Below are 17131 nucleotides of genomic sequence, written 5' to 3' on the forward strand. Positions count from 1 at the left end.
ACGCAAGGGGGGTTCGGCGCCCTACTCGGCTCCGGGACTGTGAGACGAAAGCGCCCCGATCTGCCCGAGCAGTCCCGCCAGGTCTGGCTGTCCGACTTCGTCGACGATCAGCCCGTTGGTGAAGCGGTAGAAGTTGGTAGCGTGCACGGCGACCTTCCGTCCGGTCGGAGGATTGCCGAGGAACTCGCCGTCGTGCGTGCCGCAGAGTTCGAAGCGTGCGGCGACGACGTCTCCCTCGGTGACCAGCCGGTCTATCCTCCACTGGATGTCGGAGAAGCCACTCCGCATGATCGACAGGATCTGCAGGTACCCGTCGAGGCCCCGGAACGGTTCTGAAGAGAACGGCGTGAGGAACTCCGCGTCGGGCGAGATGACCTCCCGACCGATCAATGGATCTGCGGTGTTGATGAAGTCGACAAACCGGTGCAGAGCAGTTCTGGGGTCGGTGGTCACGAAGATCCAATCGTCGAGGGGCGCGGTGCGGTGGAGCAACTACTTTACATGTCAAGTAACCCGGCTAGAGTGGAGGTATGCGTGCGAACCCGGTAACCGTCCTCGATACGGCCGCTCCAGAGACAGGCGGAAGCGAGCGATCGGCTCGTGCCCGTGAATACTTCGCGGCCCTCGTGAGGCACGAGACCAATCTGTGGAACCTGGTCGAGAAACGGATGCGCGGCGAGGGGGTGTTGAGTCTGGCGCGTTTGGAAGTGTTGCGGGTCATCGAGGCGTCGCCGGCCGGCGCACGCGTGCAGGATGTCGCGACCGGCGTCGGGACATCGATCGCCGCATCCAGTCGGCTCCTCGATCGTCTTGCGGCCGACGGTCTCATCGAGCGTTCGCCGGACCCGACCGACCGCCGCAGCGTGCGGAGCGCGCTCTCGGCCCAAGGACGCGACGCGTACAACACCACGCAAGAACGGTTCACGCAGGCTCTGGACAGCGTGCTGACCGGCGCTGACACCGAGGCGATGACCATCGGAATCGCAGCGCTGGGACGGGTGCAGGCCGCGTTGGAGGTTGCGAGATGACTCGGTGGATGCGGGCCGTGGTCATCGAGGCCCCGGGCGGACCAGAGGTTCTGCAGCTTCGTGACATCCCGATACCCACTCCCGAGGCAGGTCAGGTGCTGATCCAGGTTCAGGCCTTCGGGCTGAATCGGTCCGAGCTGCACTTCCGACGTGGGATGGGTGGCTTCGGAAGCTTCCCGCGCGTGCCTGGGATCGAGGCGGTGGGGATCGTGGAGGCAGCGCCCGGCGGAGAGTACGAAGTCGGTACCCAGGTCGCCGCGCTCATGGGAGGGATGGGTCGTGACTTCGACGGCGGCTATGCCGAGTACACCCTCGTCCCGGCCGGCAATGTCCTGCCTTTCGTCAGCACCCTCGAGTGGGCAACCCTCGGTGCGATCCCCGAGATGCTGCAAACCGCGCACGGGTCGCTCACGGTGGGCGTGGGCGCCCGTCCGGGCGACACGCTCCTCATCCGGGGTGGCACGTCGTCGATCGGACTCGCGTGTATCGTCCTGGCGAAGGGCCAGGGCATGACCGTCATCGCCACCACCCGGAACACCGACCGTGCCGAGCTGCTGCACCGCACCGGCGCCGACCATGTCGTCATCGACACAGGCAACATCGCCGCGGACGTCCGCGCGATCATCCCGAGCGGTGTTCACGGCGCCGTCGAGCTCATCGGTACCGACACGCTGCCCGACACGCTCCGAGCCACCGCCGTTCACGGAACGGTGTCATTCACCGGGATGCTCTCCGATGTCTGGACCATTCCGGACTTCTACCCGATGGATGTCATTCCCAATGGGGTCCGGCTCACCGCATACTCCGGTGAAGCCAGCGACCTTCCCTCGCCGGTGCTGCAGGAATTCCTGGAGGCGGTGGCAGCCGGCACCGCGCGAGTGCCCATTGCACAGGTCTATTCGCTCGAGGACATCGTGCAAGCCCACCGCGACATGGAACACGGTACGCACTCAGGCAAGCTCGTCGTCACCACCTGATCGCCGAGCGAAAGCAGGCACGACGGAACAAAGATCCGCTGGGCGATGATGCAGATGCGCCCGCTCGTATGCGCGTTTCGACGGCGTCGCAGACTATGTTGCCAAGCGGGGGAAGAGTCGCTCAGCAGCGGAGCGGTGCACCGCGCCGAGTCGTTCCGCACCTGGGCCGTCGTAGGTGGCAAGTGAGTGGTCGAAACGGGCGCTCCAATCTGGGTGCGCGTAGGGGAAATCGCTGCCGTAGAGGATGTGTTCGGGTTCCGCGAATGCCAGAAGCGACGGCAGCGAGGTGGGGGTGGCAGAGAGGGCGGTGTCGAAGTAGAACTTGCGAAGGCCCGCTTGGATGTCTTCCGGCGTCGTGCCGGGGTTGAACAGTGCGGCGGCGCTGAATCGATCTGCAGCGTAGGGCAGGAAACCGCCGGCGTGTGACAGGATCACGCGGAGTTCCGGATGCCGGTCGAACACCCCGTGCGCGACGAGGTCCACGGCGGTGCGGGTCGTGTCGAATGGGAAGTCCAGCAGCGCAGGGGGCATTCCGGGCAACTGCTGGATCGGCGGCGCCGTGGGATGCACGAACACCACGGCCGAACGCGCGGCGAGCTCTGTCCACAACGGCTCGTACGCGGGATCGCCGAGGTAACGCCCGTGCGCGTTCGACAGGAGGAGCACGCCGTCGGCATGGAGCTCGTCGAGGGCCCGTACGGCTTCGGCGACTGCGCCGTCGAAATCCGGCAGCGGCAGCACCGCGAAATGTCCGAAACGGTCAGGGTGTTCTCTGACCAGCTCGGCCTGGTAGTCGTTCAGCTCGCGGGCGAGGTCGCGGGCAGCGGCATCGTCACCGAAATGCACACCGGGTGCGCTGATCGACAGGATCCCTGTCTCAATGTCCTTCTCGTCCATCATGGCAATCGCCGATTGAGGGTCCCAATCAGGCATCAGCCATCCGCCGACGGCCCGCGGACCTGTGCGCGCCGCTGTCCCACCGCTTTCAGCCCACGGATTCCATTGCGCGGACCCGCCAGCCACGGCCTGCGCCCCGGCTCCGCTCCCTGCCATCAGATCTCCCGCCGCCGCCAGTGCCTCCAGGTAGCGAGGCGGAAGCAGGTGCTGGTGGACATCGATCTTGCCCGGCATGGTGACACCCTTCATGTGTTCTCGGCGACGCTGTTCGGTTGCGCCCGACTTGGCGAAACTGTTCTTTGACATTCGTCAAGTAGATGACGAGTGTACGTCTGTCACAGAACTCCGGCAAGGCCTCTCCGGCCGCGAGCTCCAGGGTCCCGACGAACCGACTTGTGCAGACGCTGCATAAATGCATAGACTGCACGAATCGCAGGAATGTCGGAACAAGCGGAGGCGAACATGGATGGCGGGTTGCGTGAACGGAAGCGAGCGGCGACACAGGAACACATCGAACGTGCCGCCATCTCGCTTGCGCTCGAGCACGGCTTCGAGAACGTCACCGTGGACATGATCTGCGCGGCAAGTGCGGTGTCACAGCGCACGTTCTTCAACTACTTCGGATCGAAGGAGGGGGTCATCGTCGGCGGCGCACCACTGATGCCGAGCGACGAACACATCGACGCGTTCACTCGGCCGACGGGCTCGAATGTCCTTGCCGATTTCCTCACGATGATCACCTCATCGCTCCTGGAGCGTGAACCAGATGCCGCGCTCTTCAAGGCTCGACGGGAGTTGATCATGCGCACTCCGGAGCTTCTCGCCAGAGAAACGGCTCGCATGGGCGAATCCGAAGACCAGTTTGTCGCGATCATCATCACTCGCTATGAGCTCCAAGGACGACACCGCGCCGACCATCCCGAGCTGGAGGACGAAGCCCGGATGGTCGTCGCACTCGCCACCGGCGTCCTGCACTACGTGAGGCGCCGATGGGTGAGCGCGCGCCCAGGAGCGTCCACGCGGGATCTCCTGAGCAGTTCCATCGAGCTCATCCAACGCATCACCAACGATCACCCTCGACAGCCGAAGGGCACGGCGTACTGACCATGACCGACACCTCTCTCAGCGAGCACGGCACAACCGCGTTGCCGGCCTCGAATCGCAACATTCTGCTCATCTTCGCGGGCCTCATCCTGACCATGCTGCTCTCCTCACTCGATCAGAGCATGTTCTCCACTGCGTTGCCGACGATCGTCGGGGAACTCAACGGTGTCGACAGCATGCTGTGGGTGACGACCGCCTACATCCTCGCCTCCACGATCATGCTGCCGGTCTATGGCAAGCTCAGCGACTTGATCGGTCGGAAAGGGCTGTTCATCGGTGCGATCAGCCTGTTCGTCCTCGGCTCCATCATCGGTGGCATGGCACAGGACATGACGGTGCTCATCGTCGGTCGAGCCGTGCAGGGACTCGGCGGCGGTGGGCTCATGATCCTGTCGCAGGCGATCATCGCCGACGTCGTCCCCGCCCGCGAGCGCGGCCGGTACATGGGAATCATGGGCGGCGTCTTCGCGATCTCGTCCGTCGCCGGACCCCTGCTCGGAGGCTGGTTCACAGAGGGGCCCGGGTGGCGGTGGGGCCTGTGGATCAACATCCCTCTGGGAGTCCTCGCCATCGTCTCTGCGGCGATGTTCCTGCATCTGCCCAAGAACACGGCAGGGCGACCCAACGTCGACTTCGCCGGGATGGGCCTGCTGGCCGCTGCGTCGACCGGCCTGGTCCTGGTCACCACCTGGGGTGGGAGGACCTATGACTGGGACTCGGCCGTCATCATCTCCCTGATCGTCGCGACCATCGTGGCGGGCGTCGCCTTCGTCCTGGTCGAGCGTCGCGCCGCCGAGCCGATCATGCCGCTTCAGCTCTTCAAGGATCGCAACTTCAACCTGACCACGATCGCCGGTTTGATCACGGGCATTGCGATGTTCGGCGCTATCGCCTACATCCCCACCTATCTGCAGATGGTCACCGGCGTCGACGCGACAGAGGCGGGTCTGCTGATGATTCCCTTGATGGCCGCCCTGCTGGTCAGCTCAATCGTTTCCGGTCAGCTTGTCAGCAGATTCGGTCGCTACAAGTGGCTTCCGGTCGTGGGAACGGCGATCATCGCCGTGTCCCTGTTCCTCCTGTCCACGATGACGCCGACATTGCCGGTCTGGATACTCTGCTCCTACCTGGCGATCATGGGCTTGGGCTTGGGCATGAGCATGCAGATCCTCATCCTGATCGTGCAGAACTCGTTCCCCAATTCCCAAGTGGGCACTGCGACCGCGGCAAACAACTATTTCCGACAGATCGGTGCCAGCCTGGGCACTGCGATCGTGGGCAGCCTGTTCGTTGCGAACCTCACGGATCTGCTCGCAGATCGCCTACCTGCCGGCGCCGCCACTGCGGCTGGGGGAAGCAACTCGTTCACTCCAGCACTGGTACGAGAGCTACCCGATGCGATCCGCGCCGTGATCGTCGGCGCGTACAACGACGCTCTTGCGCCCGTGTTCATGTACATGGTCCCCATGGTCGTCGCGGCGGCGGTGTTGCTGCTGTTCGTCACGGAGAAGCCACTGGCCACGACGATCGAACGGGACATCCTCCCCAAGGCTCTCGAGATCGACGGCGCAGACGGCCTCGCCCTCGCATCGATTCCGCAGACGGTACCCGCGCCCGACGTCCGAAAGGACTCCGGCAGGACGATGCCCTAGCGGCGCGCTCCAGCCAACTTCGACGACGGTGATGGCGTTTCGATCGAGGAGGTACGCCGAGACTCAGTGGTTGGGTTGATCGGTCCAGGCGGCAGAGACGCTGCGATCGACAACGCGACGCCAGCCGTGGGGGGCGGCAGGGTCGTGGCTGGCCATCCCCGCCATCCACAGCACGGTCATGAGGTCGTCGGGGGTGAACTCCTCGGACAACGCGCCAGCGTCGTGGGCGTTCTGCACGAGTTCGGCCCCGAGTGCCATGGATCGTTCGCATGCATTGATGAGCAGCACGGCGTCTGGATAGCGGCGCAGCATCGCGTCGTTCATTGCCGGGTCGCTGAGCTGGAGGTCGATCATCTCGGTGATGAACGTCTCCAGCTGCGCGCGAGGAGTCTCCGCTTCCAATGTCCGCTCTCTGAGCGCCTTGAGCTTCTCTCCGGCGAGGTTGTCAACCACGGCGTCGATGAGCTCCTCGCGGGAGCCCACGCGGTTGTAGAGCGTCCCGATGCTCACGCCGGCTTCTCGGGCGATGTCCTCCAGTGGGGCGGAAAGTCCTCGGCGTGAGAACACGGCCAGGGCGGCCGCGCGCAGCTTCTCGAGGTTCGCCTGTGCGTCTCGGCGCAGGCCAGGCGTGGTGGTCACGGCAACTCCAGTAGAAATTGAGGGGCACCTCAACATATGCTTGGCATGAGTTGAGGATCATCTCAACTTACCGCACCAGAACACAACCGGCTCGGCGGTGGGCCACGGAGGAAGACGTCATGCCCCTCATCACCATCATCGGCGCTGGCCCTGGACTGGGTCTGGAGATCGCGCGGGCCTTCGGGCAGAAGGGCTTCGACGTCGCGCTCGTCGCCCGAGACCAGACCAAGCTCGACGCACTTGCGCGAACCCTTGCAGGTGAAGGCATCCATGCTCAGGGTTTTACTGCCGACGTCAGCGAGCCGGCCACGATCACGAATGCACTCACGTCGATCCGGCAAGCACTCGGCCCGATCGACGTCCTCGAGTTCTCGCCGGCGGACCGGACCCTGGAATCCGTCGATGCTCTGGAGGTGACCATGGAAAACCTCCAGCCGCAGATCGACTTCTATCTCGGCGGCGCTATCACCGCCGTCGGCGCAGTGCTGCCGGACATGATCTCCAGTGGCACCGGGACCATCCTCGTGACAACCGGCGGCGGCTCACTTGCCCCGACACCGGTTCGTGGCAACATCAACATTGCTGCAGCGGGACTCCGCAACTGGACGCTCAATCTCAACAGCGCCCTGACGGACACGGGAGTCTACGTCGCGTTCGTCGCGATCACCGCCCTCATCGGCGGAGGCCGCCCGGATGCCGAGCCCGCTGTCATCGCGCAGGCGTATGTGAAGCTCTACGCCGAGCGACGTGACGCGGAACTGCACTACGTCGCCTACGACCACTGACATCCTTCCCGTCCGGTGCCCTCGGCGCCGGACGGGAAGCCGTTCAGAGTGCTGGAGCACCGGGTGCGCTCATTCAGTAGTGACGGCGGCTGCCCCGGTCGCAAAAGCGCGGAGCGTTGCGATCTGCTGGGCGATGGGCGGCGGGGTGTCCGCGGTCTGCCAGGTGGACACGAGTGCCACCATCCCGCCGATGGTGAAGATGCGAGCATCGCCATCGAGCGCGATCGTGGATCCGGTTGGATCGCGGTCCGACTCCGTCAACCAGGCGGTGACCGCCGCCGCGATGACCTCGGCAACACGCTCGCCGCGGGGGATCGCGCGAAGCTTCTCGAAGAACGCGCGGTCTTCTCGACCGGCCGCGAGTAGCGGCTCGATTCCGCGCGCTCGAACGGCTTCGATGAGGGCCGCATCGAGATTCGCGGCAACCTCATCGAGGGAAAGCCAGTCGCTGAGCAGGCGGCTGATCCAAACGTCGGTCGCGAGGTCGCCGACGTTGCTGTAGTGGTTGTGCAGCGCCTGCCTGCTCAAGCCTGCCCGGTCAGCCACCGTGCTCATCGCGATCGTCTCGCCCTTCGGTGACTCGGAGACCAGGGCCGTCAATGCCCGAATGAGGGCAGCCCGAGTCCGGGTTACCCGCGGGTCCACCCGCTGTTCTCCTGCCTCCACGGTCAATGCTCTTTCCGACATGCCTCCATCTTGCCAGGATTCGACCGCATGATGTACATTCGTCATCTAATTGACAATCGTAAAGGAAGCCATGACGCAAGCAAACGATCCGGCCCCGCAGCACAAAAGCGTTCCGCAGCACCCGGAGTTCGAAGCGGCAGTGGCCGGTGGCCCACTGACCTCTGAGGGACCAGGATCCACGCATCGATATCGGAACCTCATCCTTGGCGGTCTCGCCATCCTCCTGCTGGCGATGGCGATGCTCATCAGCTATTCGAGTGCGTTCGGCAACCCGACTCCGAACAACGTCCACCTCGCTGTAACGGGCGATGCAGCCACAATCGTCGCGCTCGAGCAGCAGGACTCCCTCGAGCTCACCGTGGTGGGCTCCGCGATGGAGGCGCGAGCTGCGGTCCTCGATCGAGATACGGACGGCGCTATCGTGCTGCCGACCCCCGGGGCGGACGCCGTTGTCACCACGTACGTCGCCAGCGGTGGGGGCCGCGGCCTCAGTCAGGCGGTCGCTGGTATCGGCGACTCCATTGCCGGGAAGCTCAGTGCCGCCAACGAAACCACCGATCTTGCCCCATTGGGGAAGAACGACCCGGTTGGATCCATCGAGTTCTACGCGATCCTCTTCGTGGGGCTCGGGGCGGCTCTTGGTGCAACGATCTTCGGTCGCATCCTGGGAACGGTGGACACGTCGGCGAAGTTCGTCGAGCGCAGTGTGGTCCTCGTCGCCTATTCGGGAATGCTCGCCGGATTGATCTCTCTCTGGATCGACTCCGCCCTCAACGCGATCACCGTTGATCCCCCTGCCGTGTTCGCGGTCCTCTGGCTGACCGCCGTCGCCATTGGCGGGGCAGTGACCGGCGTGGCCGCGCTCGGCGGAACCATCGCCGCGCTGGTCATGACCCTGGCTCTGGTCATTCTTGGCAATACGTCCTCCGGCGGGCCCCTCGGCATTCACGTCCTCAACGACTTCTTCCAGACCCTGTACTACGTCTTCCCGCAAGGAGACGCTCTCGACCTCCTACGATCCGTCGAATATTTTGACGGCGCCGCTGTCTCCGCCCCGATCATCCGACTCGGGATCTGGGCGGTTGCGGGCATCCTGCTCACCCTGACAGCGATGCTCATCAGAAGCCGACGAGACGCCGCGACCCGGCTGAGCAGTGCTGGGCGCCCGGACACCGACGTCAACCCGGTCACCGCATGGGCGACCCCCCAAGCAGAACTCCACGCAACCACCCACAACTGAGCACTCAACGGAACGGTCGCAACTTCATCACCCCGGTCGCGACGTCGAAGCGGACCTCCCGTTCTCGATCGCGAAGGCCGTCGCCGTGTCGGGAGAGTCCACCTGGCTCCGGATCGGGGAGGCGATCACCAACCGGCTTGAGGCTGACGCTTGCTCGCGCTGCAGTCCGGAGATGACCTGATGGTCGTGAGGAAATCCATCCTGACCAGGTCTTTGGAGCGGATGACGGGAATCGAACCCGCGCTATCAGCTTGGGAAGCTGAAGTTCTACCATTGAACTACATCCGCGTGGCGCCGGAGCGTCCTGAGTAATCGTACATGAAGAGGTGGCCTTCGTCCGGTCCCTGCGTGCGGGCACCGTTCGGCCCGTGAGTCTCACCCTCGGTCCCTGAGCTTGTCGAAGGGCGGGGTGTCGTCGTATGCCCTTCGACAAGCTCAGGGACCGGGGATTGGCGCTGGCTCAGGGACCGGGGATTGGCGCTGGCTCAGGGACCGGGGATTGGTGCTGGCTCAGGGACCGGGGGTTGGTGCTGGACCGGGGACCGGGGAGTGGTGCTGGACCGGGGACCAGGACTGGTGAGGTCGTCGGGGTCGGGTCGGGGGTGCCAGGGACCTCCGGGGTGCCCGGAGCTAGGCTGGTTCACCGTTCCCCGAGCGGGACGGGATCGAGGGTGTGACGTGAAGCGCAGTACAGGTGTCGTCGTGGCCGGCCTCGCCGCCGTTGCCGTCGCCGGGTTCGGGATCGCGAGCGCCATGGTCGCCCGGCGCGTCATCGGGGCGGGGCGCGTGCACTACAGCGACGTGTTGCCGACCTCGTCTCCGAAGACCGTGCGGCTCGAACGGAACGCTGCCACCGAGCTGCCGGGACGATACGGGCTCGAGTTCGACGACGGCTCGCGAGTCATCGTCGGGCCCGTGATCGGTCGCGAGACGACGGACGGTTCCGTGATGCGAGCCGTGATCGCCGGCCGGGTTCCAGCCGGAGCGACCCGTGCGCGGTTCACCGGCGCAGCCGTGACGCCCGCGGACCTCGGGGTGGACGAGGCGCGGGTTCCGAGGGCGCGGTCAGGGGCGTGGCGATTCGACGGCGACGCCGACAGCGCCGCACATGACATGACCTGGGTCGTGCACACCCACGGACTCGGGGCCTCGCCGCTCGCGACTCTCCGCTCCGTGCAGGCCGTGCAGCGCGCAGGCCTGCCGTCGCTCGTCACCTGCCTCGGGTCCGCGTTCGCCGAGCGTCGCTCCGGGGCTGACGCCACGGACGTCGACCGCGTCATCGCGGCCATCGACGACGCCGTAGCGCTCGGTGCGCGACGGGTCATCGTCTGCGGGTGGTCCTACGGCGCCGCCCTGAGCCTTGCGGCTGCACGCGAGCGACCCGAGGTGGTACATGGGGCGATCCTCATCTCGCCGATGCTCGGCCTCAGCGAGACGGTGCTCCATGCGGCTGCGGTCGCCGGGGTGCCGCGGGTGCTCGTGCACTCGGCGCTCGCCGCACTCTCGACGCCGGTGCTGGCGCGATCCGCCGGGGTGCGCGGCGCGGTTCCGGTCCGCGCGCTGTCCGCCGGGCCGATCGACGGTTTGCCGACGCTCGCTATCCACTCGCCCGGCGACACGACGATCCCCGTGGAGCTCACGCGGGCCGTCGCTCACCGTTCACCCTCGTTCGAGCTCGTCGAGGTCGCCGCTGCGCCGCACGGGTTGGAGTGGAACGTCGCGCCGGAGGCGTTCGAGGTGGCCGTGCGGGAGTGGCTCGGAGCGCGCTGATCGGAGTGCTCCTCGGTGCCTGAGCTCGTCGAAGGGCGGGGTGAGTCCAGGTGCCCTTCGACAGGCTCAGGGACCGGCGTGGTTGGGGGAGCGGGACGGCGGACGGAGCGGGTTGGCTGCGTGGTGCCCTTCGACAGGCTCAGGGACCGGGATGGTTGGGGGAGCGGGTCGCTGTCGGTTGGGTGCGTGGTGCCCTTCGACAAGCTCAGGGACCGAGGTGGTTGGGGCTCCGGGACCAGCGCCCTTCGACAGGCTCCGGGACCGGGGTGGTTGAGGCTCCGGGACCGGCGGGGCCGGACCTACTTCGCGTAGCGGTAGCGGGCCCCGGTGTGCTCCTCGGGGAGACGGTCGCCACGGCCGTGGAGCTTGTGGCGGAGGCTGCCCTCGACGTACTCCTCGGGGTAGGCACCACGACGACGCAGCTCCGGGATGACGAACTCGACGATGTCCTCGAAGGTGCCCGGCGTGATCGCGTAGGCGAGGTTGAAGCCGTCGACGTCGGTCTCCTCCACCCACTCCTGCAGGGTGTCGGCGATCTCCGACGCACTGCCGACGATCCGCGGACCGAGCCCACCGATCGCCCCCATGCGCGCGATGTCCTTCACCTTGAACTCGCCACCCTCCTCGTTGGCCGCCTGGTAGTTGGCGACCGCCGACTGGATGGCGTTGCTCTTCACGTTGCCGATCGGCTCCTCCGGGTCGTACTGCGACAGGTCGATGCCCATCCAGCCCGACATGAACACGAGCGCACCCTCCTGCGACGCGTACTGCAGGTAGTCCTCGTGCTTCGCCTGGGCCTTCTCGCTCGTCTCGTCGGTGATGATCGTCAGCAGCGTGTAGATCTTCGCCGAGTACCGGTCACGACCAGCGGCCTCCAGAGCGTCGCGGATGCGGCCGACCGTCGCCTTCAACCCCGCCTTCGTCGACGCACCGACGAAGATCGCCTCCGCGTTGCCAGCGGCGAACTGGATGCCGCGCGGCGACGCACCGGCCTGGTAGATGACCGGCGTCCGCTGCGTGGACGGCTCGGACAGGTGGATGCCGGGCACCGTGTAGTGCTTGCCGAAGTGGCCGATCTCGTGGACCTTCGTCGGGTCGGTGAACACGCCCGTCTCGCGGTCGCGCACGACGGCGTCGTCCTCCCACGAGCCCTCCCACAGCTTGTAGAGGACCTCGAGGTACTCGTCCGCGACGTCGTACCGCTCGTCGTGCTCGAGCTGGTCGTCGTGCCCCATGTTGCGCGCCGCACTCGGCAGGTAGCCGGTGACGACGTTCCAGCCGACCCGCCCCTTCGTCAGGTGGTCGAGCGTCGACATGCGCCGCGCGAACGGGTACGGGTGTTCATAGGCGGTGCCGGCCGTGACGCCGAAGCCGAGGTGCTTGGTCACCGCGGCCATCGCCGACACGAGCAGGATCGGGTCGTTCACCGGCACCTGTGCGCCGTTGCGGATCGCCGCCTCGTTGCTGTCGCCGTAGACGTCGTACGTGCCGAGGACGTCGGCGATGAAGATGCCGTCGAAGTTGCCGCGCTCGAGCAGCTGCGCCAGATCCGTCCAGTAGGAGAGGTCCTTGTAGGTGCTCGAGCGGTCGTCGGGGTGACGCCACATCCCCGACGCCTGGTGGGCGACGCAGTTCATGTCGAAGGCGTTGAAGCGGATCTGTCGGGTCATACGCACGATCCTGCATCACGAGTCCCGGACGTCGCCTGGCAATTGGCCTCGCCCGTAACAGGGCGTCATCTGGGCGCAGCGCACTACCTGCGCGAGGGGTCCTCCGCGGCGATAGCCTCGGCGTACTCCGCGTCGCTGAGGGCACCGACCGTCGAGTGCCGACGCCCGTATCCGAGGTAGAGCGCTGCGCCGACGAGCATCCAGATGAGGAACACGATCCAGGTCGTCCCTCCGAGCGACACCATCAACCCGAGGCACATGACGATGCCGAGCGCAGGGACCACCGGGAACAGCGGGACGGAGTAGCTGCGGTCGAGATCGGGACGCAGGCGACGCAGCAGGATGACCGAGAGGTTCACGAGGGCGAACGCGAACAGCGTGCCGATGCTCGTGGCGTCGGCGAGCTCGCCGAGCGGGATGAGGGCCGCGACCACCGCGACGACCGCTCCGACGATGACGGTCCCGGCGACGGGCGTCCCGCTGCGGCGACCGACGCGCGAGAACACCCGCGGTACCATGCCGTCCTGCGCCATCCGGTACAGGATGCGCGTCTGCCCGTAGTAGACGGTGAGCACCACGCTCGCGATGGCGATGACCGCGCCGATGGAGAAGAACAGGGCGACGATCGGCTGACCGGTGATCTCGGTGAGGATGCCGACGAACGCGGACTCGTCGTCGGCGAACTCGGTCCACGGCCGGGCACCGATCGCGGCGATGGCGACGAGGATGTAGACGGCGGTGACGATCACCATCGACAGGATGATCGCGCGCGGCAGGTCGCGACGCGGGTTCGTCGCCTCGTCGCCGGCGGTCGACGCCGCGTCGAAGCCGATGTAGGAGAAGAACAGTCGGCTGGAGGCTGCCGCGACACCGGCGACCCCCATGGGCGCGAGCGGTTCGAAGTTGCCGAGCGAGAACGCCGAGAACGCGATGACGACGAAGACGAGCAGTACGGCGAGCTTCACGAACACCATGATCGTGTTCGCCCAGGCGCTGTCCTTCGCACCGCGGACGAGCAGCAGCATCGCGAGCAGGACGAGGGCGGCGGCCGGCAGGTTGATCAGTCCGTCGGCGACGCCGATCGGGTTCGCGAGTGCCGGCGGCAGTCCCAGGCCGAACACCGCGAGCGCCTCGTTCACGTACTGCCCGGCGCCGACGGCGACCGCGGCGACGGAGACCCCGTACTCGAGGACGAGGCACCAGCCGCACACCCAGGCGACGCCCTCACCCATGGTCGCGTAGGCGTAGGAGTAGCTGGATCCGGAGACCGGCACCGAACCGGCCATCTCGGCGTAGGACAGGGCCGACAGGAGTGCTGCGAGCCCGGCGACCGCGAACGCGATCCAGACGGCGGGCCCGGCGAGCGGGACGGCGGTGCCGAGGACGACGAAGATGCCGGTGCCGAGTGTCGCGCCGACGCTGATCATCGTGAGCTGCCAGACACCGAGCGAACGGCGGAGCGACGTCCCCGAGTCGGCGGGATCCGTCCCGAGTCGGACGAGCGGCATGCGCCGGCGCAGCTGCGCGTGGAGCGGGAGTCGGCGGTTGGTCACGGGTATCCATGGTAACCGTGGGTGCGGGGAGCGTCGGGCGCGCTCGCACTCACCCCGTCTCGGCGAGCTCGGGTCTGGTCTCGTGTCGTCGGCCGTCGGGTGTGGTCCAGGTGAGGATGCCGCCGGGTCGGTGTTCGAGCTTCCAGCCCGGCAGGTGTTTCAGCCGGTGGTGATGTCGGCAGAGACAGGCCAGGTTGTCGACCGCTGTCGTGCCGCCGTCCTGCCAGGCGACCGAGTGGTCGAGGTCGCAGTTCCGGGCGGCTCGTCCGCAGCCCGGAGCCCGACACGTGGTGTCTTGCAGGCGGACGGCACGCGCGAGATCTGCCGGTACCCGGTACTGCTCGCGGCCGACGGACACGACGGCTCCCGTTTCCGGTTGGGTGAGGATGCGGGTCATGGAAGGGGCCGTGACGGCGAGTCGGGCGGCGGTGTCGGGGTCGATCGGGCCGTAGCCGTCGAGCATGCCGGGTTCGTCGGTGACGCCGAGGGTGGACAGTACCGGGACGGTCATCTGGACGGTGGCTCGGATGCGGGCCTCGATGCCGACGGGCTCGGCGAGCAGGGGGTCGGCCCCGGCGGCGACCGCCTCGTCGGCGATCCTGGCGGCGTCGTCGAGTGGCGCTGAACCGGGGAGCCACGTGAACGTCCCGGTCGTCTCCGGGTCGACCGGGATGGGACCGACGTCGTCGCTCACCGTGCCGGCGACGGCGAGCGACGCGAGGGCATCGGCGCGCAGCTGCGCGAGCGTGCGGGGGTCGCCGGCGATCCGCGCCGGGACCGCGACGGCGTCGAGGCGGTTCCTGATCGCGTGCGCCAGCGGGGCGGTGGTGAACAGGTGCAGCCAGGCCATGCCGTCGGCCGCAGCCTCGAGCTCGACACGGCGGTCGGCGATCGAGCGCGTGCGTCGGGCGGTGAACGATTCGGGGTGCAGCCGCTCCCGCACGACCCTCGCGCGCTGCCGGAGGCGTGCGGTCGTCGACCGAAGGGCGACAGGCAGCACCTGCTCCAGGAACACCGCGCGGCCCTCCACCGGGACGTCGCGCAGCTGGTCGGTGATCGCACGGGCGTGACCGCCGCTGATGGAACCCTCCGCGAGCGCCTGGAGCACGCTGGGTGCATGGTGGACGAGCGCCTCGGCGTCGCCGACCCGCGCCTGGAGCGTCGGCTCGGACATCCTCGTGGCGATCGCGAGCGACGCGCACATCGACCGCCTCGCGAGGTCGCGGGCGTCGGTCGAGGTGGTGCTCGCGGAGACGAGCGCTGACGCGGTCGCATCGGCGTAGGAGAAGGCCTCGGCCAGCAGCCGCGCCTCCTCGGCGTCGAGCGCCGCGCGCCGCCGGGCGAGGTCGACGAAGCGGTCGGTGAACGACGCCATCCGAGCCGCGAACGCATCGCTCGGGTGTTCCGGGTGCTCCGGATACCCCGAGCGCTCGTGCACCTCGGGGCCCTCGAACGTGGCGGTCTCGGTCATGACTCCAGTCCAACATGGACCACTGACATTCGAGATGATCACGAGGATGCGAGTCACTCAGACTCGCCCGCCGCCTCGCACAGACGACCGCCGGACGCCAGGGCGAGCGGGTCGTCACCGGCGGCTCGTACGATGAGCGGGTGGGTATGCGTTCGCTGCTGAGTCAGCTGGCCGGGGGAGTCCGAGGAACGGCGCCGGAGGGCGTCGACGAACAGGCGGTCGTCCGCCTCAACGCGGAACGGCCCGTGCGCGAGGTGCTCGAGCTGGCCGGCCGGATCGGCGAGTCGATGCTGGCGCTCGGAGCCGCAGCGGCCGAGGTCACCGACGCCATCCGCCGGGTGTGCCGCGCGTTCGACCTCGAATGCCAGGTCGACCTCACCTTCACCTCCATCCTCATCGCGCACGACGGGTCTGAGCTGTCACCGGGCGTCACCGTGCTCCGCGTGGTCCGCTCGCCCTCCGCCGACTTCGACCGCCTCGCCAAGGTCGTCGTGGTCGCCGAGGGCATCACCAACCGATCCGAACCGATCATGACGGTCACCGACGTCGCCCGAGACGACGAGGCCGACCTCCGCGACGAACTGCACGCCCGCCTCGGCGCCGCCCACCGCGACCTCGACCGCATCCTCACCGCACGACGGACCTACCGCCGCGGCTTCGTCACCGTGCTGCTGTCGACCATGGCGGCGGTCGTCGCGGTCCTCCTCGGCGGTGGCGTGGTCTCGATGCTGCTCGCCGCAGCCACCACGGCACTCATCGACAGCGCGTTCCGGGCCCTGAACGTCTGGAAGCTGCCCGTCTTCTTCCTCCAACTCACCGGAGCGGCCATCGCCACGACGGTCGCCGTGCTCATCTCGATCCTCAGCCCGTACGTCCCGGACGACCTCTCGGCCCTGCCGCCCGCCCTCATCGTCGCGTCGGGCATCGTCGTCCTCCTCGCCGGTGCATCCCTGGTGGGAGCGGCCGACGACGCGATCAACGGGTTCCCGGTCACCGCGAGCGGACGGCTCGTCGAGGTGATGCTCCTCACCATCGGGATCGTGGTCGGCATCGGTGGCGTCCTCGACCTCGCCCGGCGCCTCGGCATCTCCCTGGTCCTCTTCGACCTCCCGGTGAGCCCGTGGCCCGTCGCCGTGCAGATCGTCGGCGCGGCCGTGGCCTCCGCTGCCTGGGCGATGGCTTCGCAGGCGGCCCTCCGTGCAGCGTTCTTCGCCGGGGTCACCGGCGCGATCGCGTTCTCCATCTTCGTGTTCGTCTCCGGCAGTGGCGTCGCGCCCGCCGCAGCCAGTGCGCTCGCCGCGCTCATCATCGGCTTCGCCGCGGAGGCGCTCGGCCCGCGGCTGCGCATCCCGGCGATCATCCTCACCATCTGTGGGATCGTGCCGCTGCTGCCCGGGCTCGCGATCTACCGCGGCATGCTCGCGCTCGTGAACGGCGAGCAGGGTTCCGAGGGGATCGAACAGCTGCTGCAGGCGGGCCTCACCGGCCTCGCGCTCGCCGCCGGCGTCACGCTCGGCGAGATCCTCGCCCGCCGCACGGGCGTCTCCGGCCGCGTGCTGCTGCCCGGATACATCCGGCGCTCCAAGCGGCACCCGCGCTGAGCGGCCCCGGCCGCTGAGCGGTCCCGGTCACTTCCGAGCGGTCCCGGTCACTGAGCT

At 67.4% G+C, this 17131-nt stretch carries 15 protein-coding genes and 1 tRNA gene; 8 read left to right on the forward strand and 8 right to left on the reverse strand.

The genetic code is table 11. The annotated features are described in order from the left end of the window. Positions 1-21 precede the first annotated feature (21 nt). Complete coding sequence (locus ITJ66_RS03620) at positions 22-453, reverse strand: ester cyclase (RefSeq protein ID WP_191940275.1); 432 nt, start codon at positions 451-453, stop codon at positions 22-24. A 77-nt stretch (positions 454-530) separates the two neighbouring features. On the opposite strand from ITJ66_RS03620, the gene ITJ66_RS03625 reads away from it, so the two are divergent. Both ITJ66_RS03625 and ITJ66_RS03630 read left to right on the forward strand, forming a co-directional pair. Further along, positions 531-1028: a MarR family winged helix-turn-helix transcriptional regulator gene (locus tag ITJ66_RS03625; protein ID WP_191940276.1), complete on the forward strand. Its 498-nt coding sequence runs from the start codon at positions 531-533 to the stop codon at positions 1026-1028. Positions 1029-1036: 8 nt separating this feature from the next. Then, entirely contained in the window at positions 1037-2005 is a 969-nt protein-coding gene (locus ITJ66_RS03630) for a zinc-binding alcohol dehydrogenase family protein (RefSeq protein ID WP_228501462.1), read from the forward strand. Between the two features lie 93 nt (positions 2006-2098). Here ITJ66_RS03630 and ITJ66_RS03635 read toward each other — a convergent pair whose 3' ends face one another. Then, positions 2099-3208, reverse strand: coding sequence for an amidohydrolase family protein (locus ITJ66_RS03635; protein ID WP_228501464.1), 1110 nt, complete (start codon positions 3206-3208; stop codon positions 2099-2101). A 132-nt stretch (positions 3209-3340) separates the two neighbouring features. On the opposite strand from ITJ66_RS03635, the gene ITJ66_RS03640 reads away from it, so the two are divergent. Beyond that, positions 3341-4006 (forward strand): TetR/AcrR family transcriptional regulator, encoded by a 666-nt coding sequence (locus ITJ66_RS03640; protein WP_228501466.1) that lies wholly within the window; start codon positions 3341-3343, stop codon positions 4004-4006. 2 nt (positions 4007-4008) lie between these two features. Beyond that, positions 4009-5658 (forward strand): MDR family MFS transporter, encoded by a 1650-nt coding sequence (locus tag ITJ66_RS03645; RefSeq protein WP_194643507.1) that lies wholly within the window; start codon positions 4009-4011, stop codon positions 5656-5658. 63 nt (positions 5659-5721) lie between these two features. Here the strand turns inward: ITJ66_RS03645 and ITJ66_RS03650 are convergent, their stop codons facing one another. Then, entirely contained in the window at positions 5722-6333 is a 612-nt protein-coding gene (locus tag ITJ66_RS03650; protein ID WP_194718743.1) for a TetR/AcrR family transcriptional regulator, read from the reverse strand. Between the two features lie 83 nt (positions 6334-6416). Between ITJ66_RS03650 and ITJ66_RS03655 the strand changes: the two genes are divergently transcribed. After that, complete coding sequence (locus tag ITJ66_RS03655; protein ID WP_191940280.1) at positions 6417-7082, forward strand: SDR family oxidoreductase; 666 nt, start codon at positions 6417-6419, stop codon at positions 7080-7082. 69 nt (positions 7083-7151) lie between these two features. Here ITJ66_RS03655 and ITJ66_RS03660 read toward each other — a convergent pair whose 3' ends face one another. Next, positions 7152-7769, reverse strand: a complete 618-nt coding sequence (locus ITJ66_RS03660; RefSeq protein ID WP_191940281.1) for a TetR/AcrR family transcriptional regulator — start codon at positions 7767-7769, stop codon at positions 7152-7154. A gap of 70 nt (positions 7770-7839) precedes the next feature. Between ITJ66_RS03660 and ITJ66_RS03665 the strand changes: the two genes are divergently transcribed. Then, complete coding sequence (locus ITJ66_RS03665) at positions 7840-9009, forward strand: ABC transporter permease (protein WP_194643511.1); 1170 nt, start codon at positions 7840-7842, stop codon at positions 9007-9009. 214 nt (positions 9010-9223) lie between these two features. Here ITJ66_RS03665 and ITJ66_RS03670 read toward each other — a convergent pair. Beyond that, positions 9224-9297, reverse strand: a tRNA-Gly gene (locus tag ITJ66_RS03670). Between the two features lie 390 nt (positions 9298-9687). Between ITJ66_RS03670 and ITJ66_RS03675 the strand changes: the two genes are divergently transcribed. Beyond that, complete coding sequence (locus ITJ66_RS03675; protein WP_194643513.1) at positions 9688-10779, forward strand: alpha/beta fold hydrolase; 1092 nt, start codon at positions 9688-9690, stop codon at positions 10777-10779. Between the two features lie 299 nt (positions 10780-11078). Here the strand turns inward: ITJ66_RS03675 and ITJ66_RS03680 are convergent, their stop codons facing one another. From ITJ66_RS03680 to ITJ66_RS19715, 3 genes are all read right to left on the reverse strand, one after another. Next, positions 11079-12449 (reverse strand): LLM class flavin-dependent oxidoreductase, encoded by a 1371-nt coding sequence (locus tag ITJ66_RS03680; RefSeq protein WP_124768438.1) that lies wholly within the window; start codon positions 12447-12449, stop codon positions 11079-11081. 83 nt (positions 12450-12532) lie between these two features. Next, positions 12533-13957, reverse strand: coding sequence for an APC family permease (locus tag ITJ66_RS03685; RefSeq protein WP_194644768.1), 1425 nt, complete (start codon positions 13955-13957; stop codon positions 12533-12535). A gap of 94 nt (positions 13958-14051) precedes the next feature. Continuing rightward, entirely contained in the window at positions 14052-15473 is a 1422-nt protein-coding gene (locus ITJ66_RS19715) for an HNH endonuclease signature motif containing protein (protein ID WP_228501468.1), read from the reverse strand. Positions 15474-15619: 146 nt separating this feature from the next. Between ITJ66_RS19715 and ITJ66_RS03695 the strand changes: the two genes are divergently transcribed. Then, on the forward strand, positions 15620-17074 hold the full coding sequence (locus tag ITJ66_RS03695) for a threonine/serine exporter ThrE family protein (RefSeq protein ID WP_228501718.1): 1455 nt from the start codon (positions 15620-15622) through the stop codon (positions 17072-17074). Positions 17075-17131: the final 57 nt, after the last annotated feature.

Origin of the sequence: Plantibacter sp. VKM Ac-2885 (genome assembly GCF_015351205.1) — a bacterium.
Lineage (GTDB): Bacteria > Actinomycetota > Actinomycetes > Actinomycetales > Microbacteriaceae > Plantibacter > Plantibacter auratus.

Excerpts from the sequence above, each read along its gene's own strand:
- ITJ66_RS03625 (WP_191940276.1), top strand. The coding sequence starts at position 531 with ATGCGTGCGAACCCGGTAACCGTCCTCGATACGGCCGCTCCAGAGACA.
- ITJ66_RS03630 (WP_228501462.1), top strand. The coding sequence starts at position 1,037 with ATGCGGGCCGTGGTCATCGAGGCCCCGGGCGGACCAGAGGTTCTGCAG.
- ITJ66_RS03635 (WP_228501464.1), bottom strand. The coding sequence starts at position 3,208 with ATGTCAAAGAACAGTTTCGCCAAGTCGGGCGCAACCGAACAGCGTCGC.
- ITJ66_RS03640 (WP_228501466.1), top strand. The coding sequence starts at position 3,341 with ATGTCGGAACAAGCGGAGGCGAACATGGATGGCGGGTTGCGTGAACGG.
- ITJ66_RS03645 (WP_194643507.1), top strand. The coding sequence starts at position 4,009 with ATGACCGACACCTCTCTCAGCGAGCACGGCACAACCGCGTTGCCGGCC.
- ITJ66_RS03650 (WP_194718743.1), bottom strand. The coding sequence starts at position 6,333 with ATGTTGAGGTGCCCCTCAATTTCTACTGGAGTTGCCGTGACCACCACG.
- ITJ66_RS03655 (WP_191940280.1), top strand. The coding sequence starts at position 6,417 with ATGCCCCTCATCACCATCATCGGCGCTGGCCCTGGACTGGGTCTGGAG.
- ITJ66_RS03660 (WP_191940281.1), bottom strand. The coding sequence starts at position 7,769 with ATGTCGGAAAGAGCATTGACCGTGGAGGCAGGAGAACAGCGGGTGGAC.
- ITJ66_RS03665 (WP_194643511.1), top strand. The coding sequence starts at position 7,840 with ATGACGCAAGCAAACGATCCGGCCCCGCAGCACAAAAGCGTTCCGCAG.
- ITJ66_RS03680 (WP_124768438.1), bottom strand. The coding sequence starts at position 12,449 with ATGACCCGACAGATCCGCTTCAACGCCTTCGACATGAACTGCGTCGCC.
- ITJ66_RS03685 (WP_194644768.1), bottom strand. The coding sequence starts at position 13,957 with ATGCCGCTCGTCCGACTCGGGACGGATCCCGCCGACTCGGGGACGTCG.
- ITJ66_RS19715 (WP_228501468.1), bottom strand. The coding sequence starts at position 15,473 with ATGACCGAGACCGCCACGTTCGAGGGCCCCGAGGTGCACGAGCGCTCG.
- ITJ66_RS03695 (WP_228501718.1), top strand. The coding sequence starts at position 15,620 with ATGCGTTCGCTGCTGAGTCAGCTGGCCGGGGGAGTCCGAGGAACGGCG.